This is a genomic window from Moorena sp. SIO1F2 (assembly GCF_010672755.1).
Classification (GTDB): Bacteria; Cyanobacteriota; Cyanobacteriia; order Cyanobacteriales; family Coleofasciculaceae; genus Moorena.
Window position 1 is genome coordinate 49,384 of the sequence record NZ_JAAHFV010000003.1, and the last position, 18,394, is coordinate 67,777.

The window sequence follows — 18,394 nt, forward strand, 5'->3', positions numbered from 1 at the left end:
AGATGGGACCTAGGAGCCGCTACTTGAGGTGCATCTTGAGGTGAATCAAACCAACCCCAAGGTGGGAAAATTTAGATAAGTATCCGAAAATCCCATTCTCAATCGTGTAGTCTCTAGGAGAATAATCTGGGATCACGTTCTGCTAATTGGCAGTGTTGGATGGTCAGCACCCCCCTGTTGCCTAGACGGGGCGACCTGACTCAACTGCTATGTTTTCCATAACCCTGATGCTAGGTTAGGTAATTATGGCGGAAAAAGTTGAGGTTAGTGGACAGTAGGCAAAAGTATCACAAAGCTTGGCCATTGCCTCAAGTAATTTGCTATACTTTAACTATGATATTAGTGCCACGACCTTGTCTCAATTAAATAAATTTCCCGAAAACCAAGGGTTTTGTAGTGACATTGGATCTGGTCTACGCACTTTTATGATGGCGCACAGTGAGGCGAGCAATCCCTCGCCTCACTGTGCTTTGGGAGATACCCCCTGGCTGAGGAATCAGCTTGCATTGGCGGGCTAAAGTTGATATTGGTAGACTTTGGTAGCTAAAAAGTATCGGTAATAATTATGCTTATACCCTTATCGATGACTTTGATGATCGCCTCAGTAGCCATTTACCTTTGCGTTAAGACTACTGAAGAAATCGTCAAAGTGGCTGCAGCTATAACAGCCTTAATCTGTCTGTTTGTCAGCCTATTTTTTGTTCCTTGGCCAATCAAACTACTAATTTTGATCCTTCCCTTTTTTATTGAAAAACTCCAGCGGGTAGCCTCTCGCTAGGGATTAGCCATGATCGGTTTAGGCTTTAAGTACTAGAAATTAACCATTAACCATTAACCATTAACCCAATACCTAAAACCGTAAGCATATGCGCTACGCGCATATGCTTACCTAAAACCTAACCCCTAAAACCATTCACCTAGCTGCGACCATTACCATTACCATTACCATTGCCAGCGGTGGCCAGCACCCGATCAGCTAGCTTACCTGGCACTTCCTGGAGATGGTCATAGGTCCAATTAAAGAAACCGATCCCTAAAGTAAGCGATCGCAATTCCATGATCAAGTTCTGCATTTCTGCCTGGGGGATATAGCCAGAAACACAATCCCATCCTGTCCAATCAGAACAGGTCTCATAGCCCAGGATTTGACCCCGATGACCGGTGATCAATTGCAGCACCTTAGAGGTAAATTCCTGAGGTGCATAGATTCCAACAGACATAATTGGCTCAAGTAACATTGGCTCACAATTGGGCATACCACCGGTCATAGCTAGCCGTGCTGCTTGTTTAAATGCCTGTTCCGAACTATCTACCGAGTGGTAAGAGCCATTGGTGAGAGTAACAGCCACATCTACCACTGGGAAGCCTAAGGGTCCGTGGGACAAGTACTCCTTTACTCCGATCTCCACACCAGGGATATATTGCTTTGGCACGACCCCACCGACAATGGTTTCGGAGAAGTTAAACCCTTCACCCCGAGACAAGGGTTGGATATCAAGGTAGACATCACCATATTGCCCATGACCACCACTTTGGTGCTTGTAGCGCCCGTGAGAGATAGTGGATTTGCGGATAGTTTCTTTGTAAGGCACTCGGGGTAAGTGAGTGGTCATCGGTAAGTTGTATTTGCGGCTCATCCGGTCTAGAGCAACCTGAAGATGAATATCTCCCTGTCCCCATAGGATGATTTCGTGAGTGTCTCCATGTTGTTCCCAGATCAGAGATGGGTCTTCTTCCAGCAGCTTGGTTAAGGCACCACTGAGCTTAACCTCATCTTTGCGCTTCTCAGGAGTAATGGCTAACGCATAGACTGGTTTGGTTCCCTCAGCTATTGGTAATTTAATCTCTGGATTACCCGTATCCGTGGTCAGGGTGTCACCAGTTTTAATGCCCTCTAAGCGTCCCAGGGCAACGATGTCACCAGCAGATACTTGGGAAACTGACTGAGTGTGGTGACCAAACATACGGTATAAGCCTCCGGCCCGGACACCGTTAAAGACCATGCCATCGGTTAGTTTCCCTTGCCACACTCGCACTAGGGAGAGTTTTCCACCTTGGGGAGTGTAATAGGTTTTGAGTACCTGTGCCACCGTGCTTGATTCATCACCAGCAATGTCGCGACGCTCGGCGGTGGTTTCTGGGGTTGGTGCTTCCCGCAGTAGGGCATCGATCAAGGGGCGAACACCATAATCTTGCTGAGCAACACCCATAAATACAGGTACAATCAAGTCGGCCCCCAATTCCATCTTCAGGTCTTGGACAATTTCTTCTTGGGGTGGCTCAATTTCTTCTAGTAGTTCTTCGAGGAGGTGGTCGTCAAAATCTGCTAAGGTTTCTAGTAATTCTGTGCGTGCTTGCTGTTCTGCCTCTTTCAATGACTCTGGCAGTGGGATCGGATCAGCTGGGGCATCAGGATGGTAAAGATAGGCTTGCTCGGTGACTAAATCAATAAACCCGGTGAGGTGTTCTCCCTTACCAATGGGGTATTGGTGCAGTACTAAGGGGCGAGTGGAAACTGAATTGAGGGCATCAAAGACGGACCGTAAGGAGTTACCATTAGCATCATCGGTCAACTCAAACCGATCCATTTTGTTAATAAAGACTAAGTGGGGGATTTCCCAGTCGTCGAGAAATTTGAATAAGGGTGCTAAGGTGAGGACGCGATCGCTTACTGGTTCACAAACCACGACAGCCGCATCCACACCAACTAAGGCGTTGTAGGTTTCTTGAGCAAATTCAATGGAACCGGGACAGTCTATAAAATTGAAGCAGATATCTTGATACTCGGTGCTGGCGGCAGTTACCTCCACACTCATTTGGCGTTGCCTGGCCTCGGTGGCATTATCACCGACGGTGTTGCCTTCCTTTACTGTGCCTTTGCGAGAAATCGTACCAGTAACGGACAACAAACTTTCGAGTAGAGTGGTTTTCCCACTGAGATACGGACCAACAATTGCCACATTACGGGTGGCTTTACACGCTTTGCCGTTCATAATTTACCCCCAAATTATTTCAATTGGACTTATGCATTGAAGCGGAGCTTGAAGGGGATGATCTGGTAGCGAGGTGAGTTGGTTAAAACGTGCCATACGTCAACGCTTCTCTTACCTGCTCATCCTACCTACTTATCTCCTGACTACTGGTTTATGCGTAAGTTTTGTTGAGATGGGATCAACGTTATCTGGTTGTGAGATTAACTTATTTTGGTTTGATCTAGATCGAACTTGCAATGTCTTGTAATGTAAACTACTAAAACTGTTAAGTAAGATAACTCTAGGTCACTAATTTTCAAAAAATATGAATACACGTAACAACTATAAAAAAAAATGTTTAAAAAATCTTAAGCAAAATTTATTCCCACTCAACTTAATGTTTTTTAACAGAAAAGTCACTACTAGAAGCTATTTCTTCCTAGGAGTCAGTTGGCTGTTGGTGCTGACACAGCCACTAGTGTCCCATGCCCTAGGGGTTAACCCAGATCATCTGAATGATTCACCAGGGAGACTGAGTAGACATCATCCCCTTACTCGCCCTTACCGTTACAGTGGTAGACTAATCGCCCAGTCTCAGTATCTCCCAGCACTCAAACCAACTCAACCCGCAGCCCTCGAGCAACTTAACCAAGGACTGGCATTAATTCAAGAGAGTAAGGTACTTGAAGCAATCGTGGCGTTTGAAAAGGCCGCCCAACTGAATCCCAAGCTAGCACCAGCACACTACAACTTGGGCCTAGCATTGCGGCAGGTTGGAAAATTGCAGGCGTCAGCCGATGCCTTTTATCGGGCGACCCAGACCGATCCAGAATTTGCTCTAGCCTTTGCTAATTTAGGGGCTGCCCTGTTGGAAGGAAAGAATTTGTCTCAGGCACGGGAATATCTAGAAAGAGCTCTGGAACTTGACCCTAAACTTGGTGTTGCTCACTATAACATGGGTCTAGTTATGTCCAAGTTGCGAACACCCGCACAAGCGATCGCATCATTTAAACAAGCAATGCAATTTAGCCGTAATGCTCCCGAACCGCCATATCATTTAGGACTGATTTATAGGCAACAGGGCAAGCTAGAGGAGGCAAAAAAGGCATTTGAGCAAGCGATCAAAATCAATCCCAAATACCCCGAAGCCCACTACAATATCGGGGGAATTTTATTTAGTCAGAGAAATTTGGATGGTGCTCTGGCAGCATTCCAGCAAGCAGCGGTAGCTAACTCGAATTACGCTAATGCCTATTATGCTGCTGGTGTAGTATTTCTGCGCCAAAACCGGTTTAGTGATGCTCTGCAAGTCTTGCAGTATGCTAGAGACCTTTACAATAGCCAAGGTAATCCCCAGTGGGGACGTAGGGCTGAGCAATTGATGGAGCAAGCCCGTAATTCCGGTTTTTAGTGCGCTTTGTACCATCAGAACTTGTTAGCTTTGACGACTCCCCACAGATAAATCTGGAGCGTTGCACCTGTAGGGGGATGATTTATGGAGATGGGGAAGATGGGGAAGAATCCACCCATCCTCCTGTTGATGTTTATCACGTTTCAATTAGGATTTCTAGATCAGTTGTTTTTTGCTTTTTTTAATGGCAGGATTTACAGAATATTTTTAATTTTTTTTTTTTTAAACTTTAATAAAAATTAAATCAATACTCAATTATGTGAAAATAATCAAACCAATGCCAAGTATTTTTTACTAATTTCTGAGTGTTATGTTAATAGTTAATATCCAAATATTTTTATATATAAATATAATAGTTTTGGAAAAAATAATCGAAAACTATGTCACCTTTGAATTTAAGTTATAGGGCTACAAAACTTAAAAAGCTTAAAATCAATTGTCCTTTATCTGGAAAAATTTAGGTATTGCCCAGGCTAATACTAGCCTAGCTTGAATTTTTTGCCGATTATTAAAAGTGTAGTAACGTTGGGAGACCTTGAGTTTAGGGGATAAGACTGGGTGGCGACGGTTAGCCTAATCTAGACATTATCAAAACCCGATTCCTACTCCCCACTGCGCTCTCCTTAAATTACGGTTAAGACTACAGCATACTATAACTGATAAAATTTAGCCACACTCAATACAAAAAACCCCTGATGGGCGGTTGGGTGCCCCAGGGGGATGCAGCAAAAGGTTAAAACTACCATATACAACAGTAATCGGAAATGACAGTAAACCGTATCCGCAAAATCTCGGAAATCTCTGAGCCACTCGCAATAGTGGCCTACGAATAATTACGTACTTGCCTTATCCATGGTTACTATAGGGCTCTTGTCTACTAATATTCACAGCGATCTGACAAACCAGTAACTTGGGTCGAACTAGGGAACTGGCTCCTATTCCACACCTAGTTCAGGGAATCTCAACGGAATTGAGTTGCCTTGAGCGCAAATCAGACTCGAAGGGCGTGTTCCATGTGCTGAACCCTTTGGAGTTTTCCAGGGTTTTGATCCTGCCGATACAACTTGTCTAAGCCAAGAATGAAGACAGTGAGTATAATTAGTGTAGTGGCCAAATTGCGAGCAAATAGTAAATCGAACATGACTATATCCTGAATTTCTCAATCCCTGGGGGTTCTGAGCCCCATTGCCCATGATTAAAAATTCTGAAGTGCCGATGTTTAATTTAGGGTTGACGCTCAGGTGTACTGTTTTGGTTGTTGTGTAAGAATTGAGGCCAATCGCTACAACTGGTGAAATCTGGTGAAATCTCCGAAATCTCGTAACTTACTAGTAGCTTCCTTGGTGGCTGGTGCTGTCTTGGGCTGTACCCACCAAGTTATACCGACCACACCAGCGCTAGAGGCTAAACCAGTGATTAGCAGATCTGTTACTGATCTAATTCAGATTGAACCCTTACCGATTGCGACCAAGTATAGGAATCAGTGGACTCCTGAATTGGAATCGGAATTCTGGGTGCGAGCCAACCAGGCAATTCAGTATTACGGTGGTAAAGGTTATGGCAACAACTACGGGGAAAATGAGAAGCGGTCTTATCCCTATGCCATGTTTGATTTTATTTTTGGCAATCGGGAGAAAGCCCTAGAGTTTCTGCAATCAGAAGATGCCCAAGCTGAAGATAACCAACACACTGAGGGTATTGACTACTATTACGCTTTCACCCTCAAAGGACAAATCCGAAAATACTTTTTCTTTGGGCAATTTCTCGACCCGACCTACAAACAGCGAATGTTTGACGGTGCTAAAACCTGGACAGAAACAGACCCCAACGGGCGTCCTCACCCCATTTATGGTAAGGGAAAAGGTGGTGATGGTTGGGGACCGGATGTGCGAGGAGGTTGGGTGGATGGACGCAACACGGACAATCTCCGGGCAATGCGAGAGATTTCCGTTTATCTGATCGCGGAGGAAACCGGAAATGAAGAGACTAGGCGTCTGTATAAAAAGAAAATTCAGCGCTATGTCTGGGCGCTCTACAACATTGGTATGGGAGAGTGGGATTCAGAGACTTACCATGGTCACACCTTTGCGGCTTATCTAAATCTCTACGACTTTGCGAAGGAGCCGGAGGTGAAGCAACTGGCCAAAGCGGCTCTAGATTGGATGTCAGCGGCGGCAGCAGTGAAATATTATCGAGGTGGTTTTGGCGGACCGACTAAGCGGGATTACGGCAAAAGTAATGTGGTATACGGAGCCAGTGCTGCCCGTCTGTTCTGGCTTTATTTTGGCGATGTTACCTTAGTCAATCCTAAGCCAGAACGGGATGTGATTCACGTAATTACTAGCGCCTATCGACCTCCCCAGGCGGTGGTAAAGTTAGCTCGTAAGCAGTTTCAGAAGCCTGTGGAAATCCTGGCTAGTAAACCAGTCTATGAAAATTGGAAAGCTGGAGGTGAGGACAAACCAGGATATTGGGAAACCACCTTCTTTGGTCATACCTATCAGTTGGGGAGTTTGGCGGGTGAATTCCCTGATGGTGATGTCGGACCATTTAAGCTAATGGCATACAATCAACAGCGGGGTGTAGATTTTTTTGTTGCTAATACTGGTGGTGATTGGGTGAAGCCAGGAAAAAATCAGGGAGACCAAGTTGGGCAATACCGTAACCTAGTTCTTTGGTTAAGACCAGCTACGGATAGACCATTCTTTTTCCAATTACCTAAGACGGCTCAAGCAGAAATAGAAGATGGGATTTGGTTCTTTAAACTGGAGAAAACCTGGTTAGCGATTCGCTCGATTAATTTGGATACCTATACTGAGGTGGCTATACCCAACCAGAAATTCGCCCAGCTCTATAGTCAGGAAAAAACTCTGAAGGCAACAACTCTAGGCAATAGCTATGCTGGCTTTGCTCTAGAAGTAGGAGAGGAGGAATCTCATGGTAACTATGAGGATTTTAAACAGGCAGTTAAGGAAAAAAGTAAGTTAGATTTACGTGAAATTGACCTAGGTAAAGTGCAGTGGATTGGTAGCACTGGTGAGAGTCTTAAACTGACCTACAATCCTAAAAATGATTTGCCAATTGTGACCCGAAATGGGATAAAACATGACTGGTCAAAACACCTTGATATGTACAAACCAGTTAATGGTGATGGACCGATTTCTCTAGGTTGGAAAATAGGTAATCTCCGGGTTTACGCAGGGGATTTGGTGTTTGAAGATTGATTGTTTAGTTTTGACTGTTGAGTTTTAACTGTTAGCAGTCCATATAGGTTAAGAGACCAGGAGAGTTAGCCAAGGCTAACTCTGCCCTAACCAACGGAAGCTAACTACCTCCTGATAAGCGATCGCAAAATCTCCTGTAATAGCAAATCTTGGTGTATAGTTATTTGACAACGGAGGCTAACTCTCCTGTAATAGCAAATCTGGGTGTATATTTACTGTATAGCGGAGGATAACTATCCCCTATACAGCGGAAGCTAACTCTCCTCTAATCTGAAATCTGGGTGTATATTTACTGTATCGCTGAAGTGACCATAGCATTTTGGTAATGGCAAGCACAAACACATTCTGTTAACCGTTTACCAAGCCTGGTGGCATACCAGGAACTTGCAAGCATACAGCTGTACACTAGGAAATCCCTTGGAAATAACCGCTACTCCCGATACTCCCATCAACCAACTCTGGGCAGAAAATCTTTCGAAGCAGCCAGTGGGACTGAAAATTTATGTTTTGGAAACTTCCGTTACTGCTGCTGAAGAGGAAACTATAACTCCCAAAAAAATTTGAGTAAAACAATTGAGTAAGAGAATCTAAAATAGAAGCTCAAGAGTAATTGCTAACAAAATTTGGACGATAATTTCTCTGCCAATCCTTATTCCTTATTTTCGTTTATTTGGAGTTTATTGATGCTTGAGGCTTTGCCAGAAAACCTTATTCTTATCGACATAAGGTGGTTACTAATTCCAGTAGCATTAGCTGGAATAGGTTTAGTTATTTTCAGCTTCTGGTTTGTCCCCAAACTTTTGAAGCAGTTACAAGAGCTTTTGGTTCATTCCCAGATCTACGCGGCCTATCAAAAAGTGGTTGCTCCCTACAAATGGTTACTGTGGTTGGTAAGTATTTTAGCGTCCGCTGATGTAATTCTTATCAATAAGTCTCAAGTCTCTTTCCTGAGACTTATTGAAATTCCAGTTAATTTATCACTATTAATTATACTTGGCTGGCTAGCTTCTCAGTCATTTAACTATTTTTTTGATGTCTATCTACTAAATAGTACTCTCAAAAAAGGAGGTAATATTAACAGTGAGCTATTAATTCTGATTAAGTTAATAGCCAATTTTTTGATAGTCGTCATTGCTATTCTCACTTTCGCTCAAACTCACCAAATCAATATTTTTGGTTTGATCGCCAGTTTAGGAGTTGGTGGTATTGCCATTGCCTTTGCTTCTCAAAAAACCTTGGAGCAGTTATTGGGGGGAATTCTTATTTACATTGACCGTCCCTTTATTGTCGATGATTACATTGGTCTGCCGGATGGAACCTTTGGCAGAGTTGAATCTATTGGTTTGCGCTCCACTAAAATTCGCACTTCTGGAAAGGGAACTTTGATGGTAGTTCCCAATAACTATTTAACTCAGGTAAATATTGAAAACTTCACGGGTGCTAAAAAAGTCATTTCCATTCTATATCTCACGTTTTATCGAACCATCAGCAATGATGAAAGAGCATTAATTCGTCAGGTAATTGTGGATAGTACTGGGGATATTCCAGGAATAAATTCCGGACGTACAGACGTAGGCTTTAGAGTTTTTTCTAGTGCAGAGCATCAAGAAATAACTCAAGCACAAACTACATTTTTTATTCTAGGTGCTGGAGAAGTTTCCATGGAGTTACGTCGCCAACTACTTGATATTGCCCAGTACAATATTACTAATAAATTGCAACAATACGGCATTGAATTCGATATTGAACAGCCAAGTATCTATGTTGATTCACCGATTACTATCTGATGGAGATGTATTCAATGATAAACAACTATTTCAAGGGCAAATTATACCAATCTCAGAGCTTCAAATTTCTGCAAATCCTAGGAATTACTATCGCACTACTGTTAATGGTGTTATTAGTTCCAGCAACAGCCCAGTCAAAAGAATTAGCTCCTGTAGTCTTCGATGGTCGGCAACTTTTTGAGGTCAGTAACTCTGAACCATTTACTGCTCAGGGAAGAGCAGACTGGATTAACTCTCAACTCGAAACTCTAGTGGAGTCCGAGGAACCTCCCAAAATCGAGATTGAGCAGCGCAATAAGTCTCCAATTATTCGTATCAATGGTCGCTACTTATTGACTGTAACTCAAAGCGATGTGGTTTCGGAGAACTCTCCTGAAAAACAAGCCGTAATCTGGAGCCAAACCATTGACCAGGCGGTGAAGAAAGCCCGGAAAGAAAGGACTAGCGAGTTTCTGTGGCAAGCATCGCTGTTAGTTTCTGGAAGTTTAGTGCTGGCAATCGTCCTACATTGGGGCTTGGGCAGGTTGTGGAGATATTCTCTGGTAGGTTCACTACAGTTACCAGCAGTAGATGACAACACCCAGCAAAGGCAATCCCTAGCATCAAATCTGTATTCTAAGCTGACACTGTTACTAGCACGCACAATAGTTTGGGTGTGGGTAATCCTATTCTCCCTCAACATGTTTCCCATCACCCGACAGTGGACTTACCGCTTTGGTGAGAATTTACTGATTACCTTAATTTACTTCCTGCTCTCAATTTTCTTTTCTGTTATAGCTGGACAATATAGTCCTTCACTGGTAAGGGCAGCTATCTTGAGATTTTCACCTGAACCAATAACGAACATTTATGAAAACTTCGTTGAACCGATTATTAACTTGTTTAGACTAACCGGTAGTTTAATTTTACTGTCTTTATCTTTATTTTGGCTAAGCAACTATAAATTTATTTATGGTTTTCTTCGGTTCTTTATAGATTTAGGATTAATTGTCAGTCTAGCTTGGTTACTTTCACGCTTGTTCCGGCAATTTATCCGGATCTATGGAATTGACATAGTCCGCAAGTTAGGGTGGGAAGTTGATGAATTAATATTAGTATTTGAGGCTTTAGCCAATGTGATTATTGGGTTTATCGCCATTCTCGCCTTTGCCCAGGGTCGTTTTGATTTAATTGGCTTATTAGCTGGTTTAGGAATAGGAGGATTAGCGATTGCTTTCGCCGCTCAAAAGACTTTGGAGCAGCTTTTGAGTACTATTGTTTTGTATTTAGACCGTCCTTTTGTCTCTGGAGAATATATTCGTTTACAATCAGGATTAAATCCTCAAGGTTTGTTTGGTCGGGTTGAATCGATTGGTTTACGCTCTACCAAAATTCGGACTCCGGCCAAAAGTACGTTGTTCGTTGTTCCTAACTCTATTTTCGCCAATCTGGAAATTGAAAATATTAGTAGAGGTAAGAAGATCATGGTTTTACTCTACTTAGATTTTTACCAGTTACTAGCAGCTCCCGAACAAGCTTTGGTGCAGGAAGTAATCAAGGAAAGCACAAACTCTTTGTTTGGTATTGACCCAGGTAGTACTAAGATCAATTTTCTAGACCTGCCTGAGCCAAAATTTACCCGTGCTAGAGTGACCTTTTTTATCCTTGGCTCCAGTGAGAATTCAGTGCAACTGCGTAAGCGTCTACTGGAGTTGGCGAATGTAACTATGTCTAAGAAGCTGATGGCTTATGGGATCGAGTTTAAAATGGAGGAACCAACAATTTATGTAGAGTCCCCTGTTACTATTTAAAATCCCCTTATTCACAACCGCGATGGGAGATAGTGCCATCAGGCATCAGAGCATTGCATAGATTAGCACCGTTAAAGTTAGCCCCACTTAAGTTAGCACTAATTAGCTTGGTGTTAACTAGCTGAGCGCTAATCAATTTGGCGCGACTCAAGTTAGCGCGATTGAGATTCGCATTATTAAGGTTAGCTCCCGTAAGATTGGCTCCCGTTAACTGAGCACCACTGAGGTTAGCACCATTGAGATTAGCATTCTTGAGTTGAGCATAACTTAGATTAGCATCCTTGAGGTTAGCACCATTTAACCGAGTGTAACTCAGGTTAGAGTAACTTAGATCGCAGCCTGGGCAATTCATTGCTTTTGCTTGTTGGGTTCCAATTTCAGAGTTTTTTGATTCTTTAGCTACCTTAACGCAACCTGAAACGCTCATTCCTACCAATAGAACCAACACTAGAACTGAATTAACCATTGTTGATTTTAGAAAAACTCGAAAACCAGCCACACCACCAAAAAAAGTATATTAGCCCAGAAGCAATCACTATCATCACAGCCCAACAAACTGGATACCCCCAATACCAGTTTAGCTCTGGCATGTTCCAGGGAGAAGCTTCGGGGTGAAAATTCATCCCATAGATTCCAGCAACAAAAGTCAGAGGAATAAAAATAGTTGAGATTACTGTCAGCAGCTTCATTACCTCGTTCATTTTGTTGCTAACCGAGGACAAGTAGACATCCATCAAACTTGATGCTAATTCTCTGTAGGTTGACATAATGTCTAAAAGTTCAACGGTATGGTCATAACAATCTCGTAAGTAAATTTGCACATCGGCACTAATCAGAGGACTTGGGTCTCGAATCAGGGTACTAATTGCATCCCGTTGTGGCCAAAGAACACGACGCAGCGCCAGTAATTCCCGCTTAAGTTGATAAATTTTTGCTAAGGTTTTGTTGGTAGGGTTGATCACTACTTCATCTTCTAATTGATCAATTTGCTCACCATAGGCTTCTAGTACGGGGAAAAAGCTATCGATAATTGCATCCCATAGGGCATAGGCTAAATAATCAGCTTGGCGCTTGCGGATGATGCCTTGGTTGTGGCGAATGCGCTTCCGAACTCGGTTAAAACAATCTCTTTCTGGTTCTTCCTGGAAGGTGAGCAAATAATGTTTCCCCAAAACAAAACTGACTTGTTCAATCCAAAAACCACTAGCTTTTTCCTTGGGCATGACCATCTGGGTAATGACCACTAGCTGGTCTTCATAGTTCTCCACTTTCGGTCGCTGAGGTACATTGACCAAATCTTCCAGCACCAGCGGATGTAATTTGAAAACTTGACTCAACCCCTTTAAAATATCTTCACTACCTAAGCCGAGTACATCAATCCACGAAACTGAATTTGTCTCTAGGTAAGAGCCACAAGCTTCTGGCGTTAGGTTAGCGATGCGTCTGACTTGCTCTTGGTTATAGTCAATTAGAACGATTGTGGATGGTCTAGCATCTTCGTCAATGCTGATTGTTCCCGGTATCGTGCCTGGTTGATCGTAAAAGTAATCAAACAAGTGTTCTTGTTCTTCATCGGTTGGTGTGGGTACACCAAAAGACCCAGAAAGTCTTTGTGTCATGTAATTTAGCTTGGAATTCCCTAGAATAGTATCAACTAGAGTTTAGACTAAACTCCAGTTGCAAGAGGTTTTATTTTTTAAATTAGACAATTATTACACAATTCGAGTAAGCTATTAGGTAACTAAAACTCCTAAAACTAATTAGAGGGTATGGGCAGGAAATCGTAACCGCTGGAAGTGTTCTGATTCGGAAGAATTTTTACTAGTTGGACTGAACCATTGCGATCGCCTGAACGCAAAAACCGAATTGAACCAGATACTCCAGGTGCTACAAAGTCTGAGGCTGAGAGGGCTTCTTGAACACCAGCACGAGTAGGATTACGTTTCAGGGCTTCTATCAAAGCCTGGGTTCCATCGTAAGCCATGGCTGTGCGCCAGTTAACCTCGGCATTCCAAAGGGCTTTGGATTTACGGACAAAGTCTGACTGAGGGTTGCTATCAATATCCCAAAAAACAGCTACCACCATTTCAACAGCGTTTTCTGAACCTTTCTCTAAGGTTTTGGGAGAATACATTACATCTCCTCCCAACAGACTTAGACGTTTACCATTGACCTTAACAACCTCCAAAGCTTGATCTAGAACTGCTGGGTTAGGAGCTAAAAATAGCACCTGTGCTCCCCGCTCAATCGCGTGTTCTACAGGTGTAACAGGATTAAAATCTGGATTGGAGATGTCAATCTCATCAACAACTTGTCCTCCTCCTAGGGAAACCGCTGTGACAAATTCAGTTCTGAGAGATTTGCTGTAGTCACTCTTAGAATTATATAAAACCGCTGCATTCTGCTTTTTCAACTGGGTAAGCATGTAGTTAGCTAAGGCTCTGGCTGAAAACGCATCATTTGGCACTGAGCGAAACACATAGGGGCTAAAGTTTGACAACTTTACGGAAGTACTAACAGCAGAGATAGCTGCTAGTTTACCGGAATTATATACTTCTCCTGCGGCTAAGGTTACACTGCTAGCGGAATGACCAATTACACCTAATATTTCCGGATTGTTGACCAATTCTGACGCAATTTGTTTAGCAATATCGGGATTTTGATCATCACTGGTAATAGCTACTTTGAGGGGTACGCCATTAATTCCCCCAGTTTTATTGATTTCATCTTGAGCTTGAGCAACGCCACGCAAAATTGCTAATGTGCCATCGGGGTCAGTAGCAATCGGTCCAGCGACAGCAATAGTATAGGATTTCTGATTACCAATGCGAGCATTATTGAGATAAATTAGAGTTTCAGGAGCGTTGGGGTATTTCCGAATTGCTGCTTCAAAGTCACTCACGGCTTTGTCATAATCACTAGCAGCCATGGCTTGCATACCCTGTTGTTTGGTAGCTTGGAATTGGGGATTTAGAGTGCCTACCTCTTCTGTTTTAACTAGAGACTTTTCCCCAAGGCTAATTCGAGCTTGAATATTACTCTGATCAGGTGTTGAAGTTGGAGTAATTTGAGCATTCGTAGCAAAAGGTGATGGGTTGGGTGACTCCGTAGTCTTGGGAGTTTTATTAAATAAAAATAACCAGATTAAATAGATAAGGATGCCAATAACAGTAGTGGCGACACCGATGGGAAGCAAGAACCGACGAAGGTTTTGAGATCCAACTCCTGAAGACTGAGACCCAGCAAACGGTTGCGCCGATGATGCTGCTGTTGCCGAAAGTTGAGATGGTGGTAATGAAATCTCTGTGGGTTGAGGTTGCCCAGACTGTGGTATCGATGGAATGGCTGTTGAGGGGACTGGAGAGTACTGTTGCGGAACTAGTGTCGGTTGTATTATTGTCGGCTGTTGTACTGATTGCTGTTGTGGTAATAAGACTTGTGGGTATGACTCAAGAGCCTGTAGAACCTCTGTGGCAGACTGGTAACGTTCCCTAAAATGGTAGCGCACCATCTTAGAGAGAATCCACTTTAAGTGATCGCTGATCTTTGCCCAAGGTTCCCAGATCACTTCTCCAGTATTAGGGTCTTCTTGAATTTGATTAATCGTTAAGCCAGTTACTGCCTGGATAGCAATCATGCCAAGACCATAAATATCACTGTTGGCACGAGGATTACCTCTACCTTGTTCTGTGGACATATAACCAGGGGTTCCAACAGCGATTGTGCCACTGACTTGATGGTTGGGTCCGCGAATTTGCTTGACTGTGCCGAAGTCAACTAAAACCAGCTTATTGTCCCGATGTCGTCGGATGATATTATCGGGCTTGATATCACGATGGATAACTCGATTTTGGTGGATAAAGCTCAGAGCTCTCAACACTTCCTGAAGCATTTGACGAACTTGGCTTTCAGACCAGCTTTGACCAGGTTTGATTTCACTGCTGAGGGTGTTTCCTTCAATAAACTCTTGAACCAGGTAAAACTCTTCATCTTCCTCAAAGTAAGCTAAAAGCATCGGAATTTGGTCATTCTTCCCCAGTCTCTCTAGAGTTTCGGCTTCAGTTCGGAACAAACGTCTGGCATTTTCCAAGGATTTGGGATGGTTGCTAGGTGGCTTCAGTTGTTTGATCACGCACTGGGGATTAGTGGGTCGGCGAGTATCTTCGGCAATGTAAGTTTTTCCAAATCCACCTTGGGCTAAGGTATCAATTACTCGATAACGCCGATCAAGTAAATCATTTGGCTTGAGGTCTTTCATAAAAGTTTTTAAGGTTCAAAAGGTGTGAATCCTGATATAACTTAATAGAACTTATCCAGCTCAAACCAAGAATCAAGGTTTTAGCCAATAGGGAACTTCGGATCACCGAACTATGGATCAGAGAATTACAGAAGTTTTACACTATTTATCTATCTGGCAATCTTTTGTAATTTATGAACAGTAGCAGCGACCCCCTGACGACCGAACCCCCTCAGTACTCAGTACGACTGTCGAGATGGTAGACAAGATTGAACTAGAGCAGAGTTAAGTGATTCTGGGGGAATCAGTAACTGAGCGAGATAGTTGTTCATTTACATGATTCACTAGTTTTCTTTTCAATACCACATTTTCTATTTTTTGTCAATACTATTTTCCCTGATAATCACTGACGTGTGATATAGCGCTATAGTTTTGCCCCTGCCAAGCCATGGAATTCTATTCAGTAGACGTAAAACTGACGAAATAATCAATGTTTCAGCGGTTGTTTACCTGTTCGTAATCTCCGTTCCCGTAGCGTGACCTACGGTCAATCGCTTTTGGTAGACAACAAAAAATCCCCCACCGGAAGGCAGGAGATTTCAATTAATTACCTACAATTCAAATACCTAAAAAGCTAGTTTCAGCAACCATTAGCCAAACGCACCAGCTGTCGAGGCAATCAAGAATGCCGCGTAGGTAAGTATATAACCAACCGTGAAGTGGGTTAAACCAACCAGACGAGCTTGAACGATGGACAGCGCAACAGGCTTATCCTTCCAGCTAACCAAGTTAGCCAGAGGAGTACGCTCGTGTGCCCAGACCAAAGTTTCGATTAGCTCTTGCCAGTAACCACGCCACGAGATCAGGAACATGAAACCAGTTGCCCAAACTAGGTGTGCCAAGAGGAACATCCAAGCCCAGACAGAAAGGTTGTTGGTTCCAAACGGGCTGTAACCATTGATCAACGGAGCAGAGTTAGCCCACAGGTAATCCCGGAACCAGCCCATGAGATAAGTAGAGTTCTCATTGAACTGAGCCACGTTACCTTGCCAGACGCACAGATGCTTCCAGTGCCAGTAGAAGGTCAACCAGCCTAAGGTGTTCAGCATCCAGAACATGGCGAGGTAGAAGGCATCCCAAGCAGAGATGTCGCAAGTACCGCCACGACCAGGACCATCACAAGGGAAGGCATAACCGAAGTCCTTCTTATCGGGCATTAGCTTGGAACCACGGGCATCCAGCGCACCCTTGACTAGAATCAGGGTGGTGGTGTGCAAACCTAGAGCGATCGCATGGTGTACCAAGAAATCGCCAGGACCAATGGTCAGGAACAGGGAGTTAGCTCCGCTGTTGATGGCATCTAGCCAGCCAGGAAGGTAAGCTGCACCAGTGCCAGAAGCTATGCTATCGGGATTAGACAGCAGGGTGTCAAAGCCGTATAGCAGTTTACCATGAGTCGCTTGGATGAACTGAGCAAATACTGGCTCAACCAGGATTTGCTTCTCGGGGGTGCCGAAAGCAACCACGACGTCGTTGTGGACATAGAGTCCTAAGGTGTGGAAACCTAAGAACAGAGTTACCCAACTCAGGTGAGAAATCAGAGCTTCTTTGTGTTCCAGCATCCGGGCTAACACATTATTCTTATTAGCCTCTGGGTCATAATCCCGCACAAAGAAGATAGCACCATGAGCGAAGGCTCCAACCATCAAGAAACCAGCAATGTACTGATGGTGAGTATACAGTGCTGCCATGGTGGTGTGATCCTTTGCTATGAAAGCATAGGGCGGCATCGCATACATGTGTTGGGCTACCAAGGAACAGACCACACCCAAACAAGCCAGGGCTAAGCCCAACTGGAAGTGGAGAGAGTTGTTGATGGTGTCATATAGACCCTTGTGACCCTCACCTAAGAGGCCCCCAAAGGGAGTACCTGCTGGGGGATTGTGGGCACTATGAATCTCCTTGATGCTGTGACCAATACCCCAGTTGGTGCGGTACATATGACCAGCAATGATGAAGATCACTGCGATCGCCAAGTGGTGATGAGCCATATCGGTCAGCCACAAGGACTCAGTCTGGGGATGGAAGCCACCCAAGAAGGTCAGAATCGCTGTCCCTGCACCGTCAGAGGTACCAAAGATGTGTCCAGCGGTATCTGGGTTCTGGGCATAGACTCCCCAATTCCCGGTAAAGAAAGGTCCTAATCCAGCTGCATGGGGTTTGACACTCAGGAAGTTATCCCAACCAACCCGCTGTCCGCGAGATGCGGGGATAGCCACGTGAATCAAGTGACCTGCCCAAGCTAAGGAGCTAACACCAAACAAACCTGCCAAGTGGTGATTTAGCCTAGACTCTGCATTCTTGAACCAGTTCAAGCTGGGGCGGAACTTAGGCTGTAAGTGCAACCAACCTGCAAACAGTAATAGGGATGACAACAATAACAAGAACATGGCACCACCATGCAGTTGGTTATTGGTTGTCATACCAATGGTGTAAAACCAGTGGTAAACACCGGAATAGGCGATGTTTACGGGGCTAGAAGCACCAGCTTGGGTGAAGGCATCAATTGCCCCTGAGCCAAATTGGGGATCCCAAATCGCGTGGGCGATGGGCTTGACAGTTTCAGGATCTTTAATCCACTCTTCAAAGTTACCTTGCCAGGCGACGTGGAACAGGGTGCCAGAGGTCCACAAGAAAATGATTGCAAGATGGCCGAAGTGAGAAGCAAAAATCTTTTGATATAGATTCTCCTCGGTCATGCCATCATGGCTTTCAAAGTCATGGGCTGTGGCAATCCCGTACCAGATTCGACGTGTTGTCGGATCTTGAGCGAGGTCCTGGCTAAATTTTGGAAATTTTGTTGCCATATGCTTTAAGGAAATTCTCCTCGCTGACCAATGAGACTTATGCAATCATGCTGCTCATTGTTTTTTCTTAATTAACTCCCTGGAACCGAAGTTCCAGGTTGCTTAT

10 protein-coding genes are annotated in these 18,394 nt (G+C 43.9%); 5 read left to right on the top strand and 5 right to left on the bottom strand.

Annotated features, from left to right (window positions below; genetic code table 11):
• Window positions 1–917: 917 nt before the first annotated feature.
• A complete protein-coding gene (locus F6J94_RS00710; protein WP_293035893.1) occupies window positions 918–2,993 on the bottom strand; it encodes an elongation factor G in 2,076 nt (691 codons plus the stop codon).
• 376 nt (window positions 2,994–3,369) lie between these two features.
• Between F6J94_RS00710 and F6J94_RS00715 the strand changes: the two genes are divergently transcribed.
• The 5 genes from F6J94_RS00715 to F6J94_RS00735 all read left to right on the top strand — a co-directional run bounded on the left by F6J94_RS00715 (window position 3,370) and on the right by F6J94_RS00735 (window position 11,184).
• Complete coding sequence (locus F6J94_RS00715) at window positions 3,370–4,383, top strand: tetratricopeptide repeat protein (RefSeq protein ID WP_293017580.1); 1,014 nt, start codon at window positions 3,370–3,372, stop codon at window positions 4,381–4,383.
• A 1,301-nt stretch (window positions 4,384–5,684) separates the two neighbouring features.
• A complete protein-coding gene (locus F6J94_RS00720; protein ID WP_293035895.1) occupies window positions 5,685–7,607 on the top strand; it encodes a hypothetical protein in 1,923 nt (640 codons plus the stop codon).
• A gap of 417 nt (window positions 7,608–8,024) precedes the next feature.
• Window positions 8,025–8,171 (top strand): hypothetical protein, encoded by a 147-nt coding sequence (locus F6J94_RS00725; protein WP_293035897.1) that lies wholly within the window; start codon window positions 8,025–8,027, stop codon window positions 8,169–8,171.
• Window positions 8,172–8,290: 119 nt separating this feature from the next.
• Window positions 8,291–9,394, top strand: a complete 1,104-nt coding sequence (locus F6J94_RS00730; RefSeq protein WP_293035899.1) for a mechanosensitive ion channel domain-containing protein — start codon at window positions 8,291–8,293, stop codon at window positions 9,392–9,394.
• A gap of 14 nt (window positions 9,395–9,408) precedes the next feature.
• The gene (locus F6J94_RS00735; RefSeq protein ID WP_293035901.1) at window positions 9,409–11,184 is read left to right on the top strand and encodes a mechanosensitive ion channel domain-containing protein; all 1,776 of its coding nucleotides are present in this window, start codon (window positions 9,409–9,411) and stop codon (window positions 11,182–11,184) included.
• A gap of 7 nt (window positions 11,185–11,191) precedes the next feature.
• Here the strand turns inward: F6J94_RS00735 and F6J94_RS00740 are convergent, their stop codons facing one another.
• The 4 genes from F6J94_RS00740 to psaB form a co-directional block, all read right to left on the bottom strand.
• The gene (locus tag F6J94_RS00740) at window positions 11,192–11,650 is read right to left on the bottom strand and encodes a pentapeptide repeat-containing protein (protein ID WP_293035903.1); all 459 of its coding nucleotides are present in this window, start codon (window positions 11,648–11,650) and stop codon (window positions 11,192–11,194) included.
• Window positions 11,643–12,803, bottom strand: a complete 1,161-nt coding sequence (gene corA, locus F6J94_RS00745) for a magnesium/cobalt transporter CorA (protein ID WP_293035905.1) — start codon at window positions 12,801–12,803, stop codon at window positions 11,643–11,645. The genes F6J94_RS00740 and corA overlap by 8 nt, the downstream gene beginning before the upstream one ends.
• Window positions 12,804–12,940: 137 nt before the next feature.
• Window positions 12,941–15,442, bottom strand: coding sequence for a bifunctional serine/threonine-protein kinase/ABC transporter substrate-binding protein (locus F6J94_RS00750; RefSeq protein ID WP_293035907.1), 2,502 nt, complete (start codon window positions 15,440–15,442; stop codon window positions 12,941–12,943).
• A gap of 629 nt (window positions 15,443–16,071) precedes the next feature.
• Window positions 16,072–18,288: a photosystem I core protein PsaB gene (gene psaB, locus F6J94_RS00755; RefSeq protein ID WP_293035909.1), complete on the bottom strand. Its 2,217-nt coding sequence runs from the start codon at window positions 18,286–18,288 to the stop codon at window positions 16,072–16,074.
• Window positions 18,289–18,394 lie beyond the last annotated feature (106 nt).